We start from the raw sequence: 5,857 nt of genomic DNA, 5'->3' as shown, positions 1-5,857 counted from the left end.
GTGCTACGCTTCCGCTTCGGCACGTTCGCCGCGCTCGCTGCGGGCGATCCGGCGATTGCCCGCTATTTCGACGACGCCGTCGCCAAGCAGACCGCGCGGCAAGCCATCCACCTGGCGACGGTCGGGCGGCTCGACTGTCTCCAGCGCCTCGCCACCTTCCTCACGGAACTTGCGTTGACCACCGGCGTGCGGGCGCCGTGCGGCGGTCTCGCCTTCGAGATGCCGCTGAGCCGCACCGACCTGGCCGATTATCTCGGGCTGAACCCCGATACGCTGTCGCGGACGATCTCCCGCCTGCGCGCCACCGGGCTTCTGAGCCATCCCGAGCGGCACCGGGCCCTGATCCGCGACTTCGAGGCGCTCGCCGCGTTGACGCCCGCGGCACGCTCGCTTCAAGCGCTATGCGGCGGGGCGGAAGCCAGCGTCTGACTGCCTTCAAGGGGCAAATTACGCCTCGCCCGGCAGATCCTCGTCCGGCGCGGGCTCATCGCTATCCGGTTCGTCCGCTTCGTCGATCTCGCCAACCTCTTCGACGGCCCCGCTGCCATTCTCGTCGGGGATGTGCTCGACGGAGACGACCCGCTCGTCTTGCGCCGTGTCGAACACGATCACGCCCTGGGTCGAGCGGCCGACGATGGAGATGCCGTCGACGGGAATACGGATGAGCTGACCCCGATCCGTCACGAGCATGACCTGATCCCTGTCCTCGGCCGGGAAGGACGCCACCAGCTTGCCGTTCCGCTTGTTGACGACCATGCCGATAATGCCTTTGCCGCCTCGGCCGGAGACCCGGAACTCATAGGCGCTCGAGCGCTTGCCGTAGCCGTTCTCGGAGATGGTCAGCACGAACTCCTCATGAGCGCTGAGCTCCGCGTAACGCTCGGGGCTGAGCACCACGGCCTCCTCCCCTTCGCCATCCGGCTCGATGTCCGGCTCGTAATCGACGCCGCCGCGGCGCACCATATTGGCCTGGCGCACATAGGCCGCGCGTTCGGCCGCGGAGGCCTCGACGTGACCGAGGATCGACATGGAGATCAGCTCGTCGCCCTTGCCGAGCTTGATGCCCCGCACGCCGGTCGACATGCGTCCCTTGAACACGCGCACGTCGTCCACGGGGAAACGGATCGCTTGGCCGTCACGCGAGGTGAGCAACACATCGTGCTGCACACTGCAGACCTCGACGCCGACGATGTGGTCGCCCTCTTCGAGCTTCATGGCGATCTTGCCGTTCTGGCGCACCTCGATGAAGTCGGAGAGCTTGTTGCGGCGGACGCTGCCGTCATTGGTGGCGAACATCACGTCCAGCTTCGCCCAAGACGTCTCGTCTTCGGGCAACGGCAAGATGGTGGTGATGATCTCGTCCTTGCCGAGCGGCAGGAGATTGATCAGCGCTTTGCCGCGCGATTGCGGCGCCGCTTGCGGCAAACGCCATACTTTCATCTTGTAGGCCATGCCGCGCGAGGAGAAGAACAGCACCGGCGTGTGCGTATTGGCGATGAAGATGCGGCTGACGAAATCCTCGTCGCGCGTCGCCATGCCGGCGCGGCCCTTGCCGCCGCGGCGCTGGGCCCGATAGGCCGACAGCGGCACGCGCTTGATGTAACCCTTGTGGGACACGGTGACGACCATGTCCTCGCGCTGAATGAGGTCTTCGTCCTCGACCTCGCCGACCATGTCGATAATCTCGGTGCGGCGCGGCGTGCCGAACTGCTCTTTCAGCGCGTTCAGCTCGCCCTTGACGATGTCGACGATGCGCTCGCGCGACCGCAGGATGTCGAGATAGTCGGCGATCTGATCGCCCAAGCCCTTCAGCTCGTCGCCGATCTCGTCGCGGCCAAGCGCGGTGAGGCGCTGCAGACGCAAATCGAGAATGGCCTTCGCCTGCTCCTCGGACAGCTTGTAGGTGCCTTGCTCGGAGACCTTGTGACGGGGATCGGCGATCAGCTCGACCAGCGCCACCACGTCCTTCGCCGGCCAGTCGCGCGCCATCAGCTGCTCGCGGGCGGTCGCCGGGTCGGGCGCTTTCCGGATCAGCGCGATCACATCGTCGATATTGGCGACGGCGATGGCGAGACCGACCAGCACATGGGCGCGGTCGCGTGCCTTCTTCAAGAGGAATTTGATCCGGCGGCCGACGACCTCCTCGCGGAAGTCGGTGAAGGCGCGTACCATGTCCTTCAGATTGAAGATCTCGGGACGGCCGCCCGTCAGCGCCACCATGTTGCAGCCGAAGGTCGATTGCAGCGGCGAGAAGCGGTAGATCTGGTTGCGCACCACGTCGGCCATGGCGTCGCGCTTCAGCTCGATGACCACGCGCATGCCTTGCCGGTCGCTCTCGTCGCGAATGTCTGAGATGCCCTCGATTCTCTTCTCGCGCACGAGCTCGGCGATCTTCTCGACCATCGTCGCCTTGTTCACCTGATAGGGAATTTCGGTGATGACCAGCGCATCGCGGTCCTTGCGAACCTCTTCCACGGCGACGCGGCCGCGCATCAAGACCGAGCCCCGGCCCTTGTGATAGGCGGAGCGAATGCCTTGCCGGCCGAGAATGAGGCCGCCGGTCGGGAAGTCCGGTCCGGGCACGATCTCAATCAGCTCGTCGATATCGATGGCGGGATTGTCGAGATAGGCGATGCAGGCATCGACCACCTCGCCGAGATTGTGCGGCGGGATGTTGGTGGCCATGCCGACGGCGATGCCGCCCGCGCCGTTGACGAGCAGATTCGGAAACTTGGCCGGCAGGACGACCGGCTCTTTCTCGCGGCCGTCGTAGTTCGGCTGGAAATCGACCGTGTCGTTCTCGAGATCGTCGAGCAGCGCCATGGCGGGCTTCGCCAGGCGGACCTCGGTGTAGCGCTCGGCTGCCGGCGGGTCGCCGTCGACCGAGCCGAAGTTCCCCTGCCCGTCGATCAGCGGCAGGCGCATGGAGAAGTCCTGGGCGAGGCGCACCCAAGCGTCGTAGATCGCCTGGTTGCCGTGCGGATGATACTTACCCATCGTGTCGCCGGTGACGCGCGCCGATTTGTTGTACGGCCGGTCCGGCGTGTAGTTGTTCTCGCGCATCGAAAACAGGATGCGGCGGTGCACGGGCTTGAGCCCGTCGCGCACATCGGGCAGCGCGCGCGAGACGATCACGCTCATGGCGTAATCGAGATAGGAGCGCTTCATCTCGTCGATGAGCGAGACCGGTCTTATGTCCGAGGGCGACGGCCCTTCGACGTCTGTATCGTCTTGGTCAGCCAAGGATGGGAGTGCCTTCTAAGAAACGTCAGACCCCTGATAGACGCCTGCCCCGCCACGGGAAAACTGCCCTTGCGGCGTTGCGTGCAATGCGTTCGAGGAGTCGTTTTTCTATAGCTGATTTGAAGGCGATTCCGCAACCATTCTCGACCGCGGAACACCGTTATTTTCACCAATAACTACAAGCACTTGCCCGGCCTCGGCGGCGACACGAAACGGGCGCTTTTACGCCCTCAAAAAGCACGTCCGCGCAAGCGATTTTTGGGAACTCCGCGAGTCGGCGAACGTTGGTTTGGAATGCAGCGGCATGGACTGTGCCGCCCATGGATTGCGGCGCAAAAATGGCGCCGATCATTCGCGAAACCCGACGAGGAGAAGACCCATGAATAGACTTCTCACAGGTACGGCGGTTGGCCTGCTCATGAGCATCACCCCCGCCCTGGCTCAGGACACCGACCTTCCGGCCGACGAGGCGCAGACCCCCTCCGGCGGCGTCGGAGGAGACGCTGCCGTCCGACATTGCGCCGCCGGAGATCATGGAAGAGCCGGCCGATCCGGCCGAGCCTATTCCGGACAAATCGTCCGAGATTGCCCCACCTGAGGACGGAGTCATGCCGCCTCTGCCCAAGGCGAGCGAGCTCGAAAAGCCGATGGACCACCCCGAGGAGGCGATCGAGGATTCCGCCTCGCTTGACCAGCCGATATTCGGCGCCAAGCAAGAGCCCGATCAGTGGCTCGCCAGCAACATGATCGGCCAGTCCGTGGTGAATGCCGACAACGACTCCATCGGTCATATCAACGACATCGTCACCAACGAGAACGGCGAGATCGCCGCTGTGCTGATCGGCGTCGGCGGCTTCCTCGGCATCGGCGAGAAAGAGGTCGCCGTGCGTTACGAGGACCTCACGTTCAACCGCGACGAGGCGCAGAACGTGACCGTGGTCACCACGTTGACCAGCGGGATGCTCGGCTCCGCCCCCGACTATCAGCGCCTGAGCGAGCAGGCCGTCACCGTCGGCGAGAACACCAGCGTCATCGAGAAGGACGAGGAGAGGCTGCCGAGCGATCCCGGCGTCTATTAGCTTGAGCGTCTTTCGTAGGACGAGGCCCGGTCTGCCGGACGGCAGGCCGGGCTTTTTCGTGCGCCGTCAGGCGGCTTGGCGATCATCAGCCAGAAAATCGCGAGCACCGAGATGAAGGCGGGCCAGCCAAGCCAGAACCATACCCGCGACAATCGCCAATAGCTCTCGGGAAGCGCGCTCGCGCCTTGGGCAACCGCTGCGGCGGCGATGTCGCGCATGCGGATCTGTATGACGACCACCGGCAACCAGCAGACGGCAACGAGCGCGTAGAGGACGAGGCTTGCGACGATCCAGGTCTGATCGAGGGCATAGCCCGCGACGGACACGAGCCATAGCCCGGTGAGCGGTTGAGCGATGGCCGCGGTCGCGGTGAAGAGGTAATCGGCGGCAACGACGATGCGGAGCGTGCCGGCGACGATCGCGGGGGTTTCGTGCCGCTCGGCCCGATAAAGGAAGAAGGCGATCCCGGCGCCGGTCCCGAGCAGGACCGCGGCGCCGACAAGGTGCAGAAATTTCAGCGCGAGATAGAGAGACATCGCCTAGCGCTTCTCTTGAAAGGCCATGACCACGAGCGTCGCGCCCATCAACGGGACGATCTTGAGGAGCGCCCCGAACGGATCGAACCACAGGGCGGGCGCGACGACGCTGAGGCTGACCAAATAGACCGCGCTGATGGCGAATTGCAGCGCCCCTGCCCGCCGCACCCAGCCGGGAACCAGGAAAAGCACGCCGGCCGCCACATCGATGGCGGCGCCGAGGCCGACCAGCGGCTGCGCTACGGCGGGGTCGACGCCTACATGCGCAAGGATGGTGCCCGCGAGCAGCGTCGTGCTCGGGCCAAGGCGATGAGGCCCGAGAGAATCCAGAACATTGCAAGCGCCACCTGGAGGAAGGGCACGGCGAAATAGGTCCGCGCGTGGAGCCGGTCTTGCATCGTTGCCGGGGTGCTCTGCAACGTCTCCGCAAAGGTCTTTACCGGGCCCGCGATCCGCGTAAAGGGCTCGGCGTCCACGATCCGGTCATAGAGCATCTGGGTGAGCGAGGTGGTCCGCGCCGCCGAAACATGTCCGATCCAGCCCGCCGCGTCGCCGAAGCGTAGCAGAAGGCGCAAGAGCGGCAGGGGCACGGACACCTCCCGCGCCGGCGCAAAGCCGAGCCACGCGCGCAGTCTTCGAAGAATGTCGCCCACGCTGACAGTTTCGGGGCCGGCGGCGAACACCGTTTCCCGCCGCGCCGCCGTCTCCCCTGTCGCGAGCTTGGCGATTCCGCGCGCCAGATCGTCCGCCGCGATCGGCTGGAACCGCTCCGTGGCCGGTCCCGGCAGCGGCAGGATGTAAGGGAGCCCCGCCAGCCCGCGCATCAGCGCCGTGCCGCCATAAGCGCCCCGCCCGATCACGAGCGACGGCTTGATGATGACCCAATCGAGATCGAGAGCTGCCAAGGCCGTATCGGCCTTCGCCTTGGATTTGGCATAGCCGCTCGCCACGTCGCCCTCGGCGCTTATCGCGGAGACATGCACGACGCGGCGCACGCCG

Annotated in this window: 6 protein-coding genes; 2 read left to right on the top strand and 4 right to left on the bottom strand. The window is 65.3% G+C overall.

Annotation, left to right across the window (positions count from 1 at the left end; translation table 11 throughout):
* A partial coding sequence (locus tag AUC71_RS03220; protein WP_158007679.1) for a Crp/Fnr family transcriptional regulator occupies positions 1 to 429 on the top strand: 429 nt, incomplete at its 5' end.
* 18 nt (positions 430 to 447) lie between these two features.
* Here the strand turns inward: AUC71_RS03220 and gyrA are convergent.
* Positions 448 to 3,243 carry a DNA gyrase subunit A gene (gene gyrA / locus AUC71_RS03215; protein ID WP_069623116.1) on the bottom strand — a complete coding sequence of 932 codons (2,796 nt, stop codon included), beginning with the start codon at positions 3,241 to 3,243 and terminating at the stop codon, positions 448 to 450.
* 533 nt (positions 3,244 to 3,776) lie between these two features.
* On the opposite strand from gyrA, the gene AUC71_RS03210 reads away from it, so the two are divergent.
* Entirely contained in the window at positions 3,777 to 4,322 is a 546-nt protein-coding gene (locus AUC71_RS03210) for a PRC-barrel domain-containing protein (RefSeq protein ID WP_069623115.1), read from the top strand.
* On the opposite strand, the gene AUC71_RS03205 is transcribed toward AUC71_RS03210, so the two are convergent.
* The 3 genes from AUC71_RS03205 to AUC71_RS19160 form a co-directional block, all read right to left on the bottom strand.
* Positions 4,319 to 4,858, bottom strand: a complete 540-nt coding sequence (locus tag AUC71_RS03205) for a DUF2269 family protein (protein WP_069623114.1) — start codon at positions 4,856 to 4,858, stop codon at positions 4,319 to 4,321. The genes AUC71_RS03210 and AUC71_RS03205 overlap by 4 nt on opposite strands.
* A gap of 3 nt (positions 4,859 to 4,861) precedes the next feature.
* Positions 4,862 to 5,089, bottom strand: coding sequence for a DoxX-like family protein (locus AUC71_RS17310; protein WP_244500775.1), 228 nt, complete (start codon positions 5,087 to 5,089; stop codon positions 4,862 to 4,864).
* Between the two features lie 26 nt (positions 5,090 to 5,115).
* The coding region (locus AUC71_RS19160) for a Rossmann-fold NAD(P)-binding domain-containing protein (protein WP_483127795.1) at positions 5,116 to 5,857 on the bottom strand (742 nt) is incomplete at its 5' end.

Origin of the sequence: Methyloceanibacter marginalis (assembly GCF_001723295.1) — a bacterium.
Taxonomy (GTDB): domain Bacteria; phylum Pseudomonadota; class Alphaproteobacteria; order Rhizobiales; family Methyloligellaceae; genus Methyloceanibacter; species Methyloceanibacter marginalis.
Note: the sequence above shows the minus strand (reverse complement) of the source record. Positions and strands in the feature narration are given on the sequence as shown.

Excerpts from the sequence above, each read along its gene's own strand:
- AUC71_RS03210 (WP_069623115.1), top strand. The coding sequence starts at position 3,777 with ATGGAAGAGCCGGCCGATCCGGCCGAGCCTATTCCGGACAAATCGTCC.
- AUC71_RS03205 (WP_069623114.1), bottom strand. The coding sequence starts at position 4,858 with ATGTCTCTCTATCTCGCGCTGAAATTTCTGCACCTTGTCGGCGCCGCG.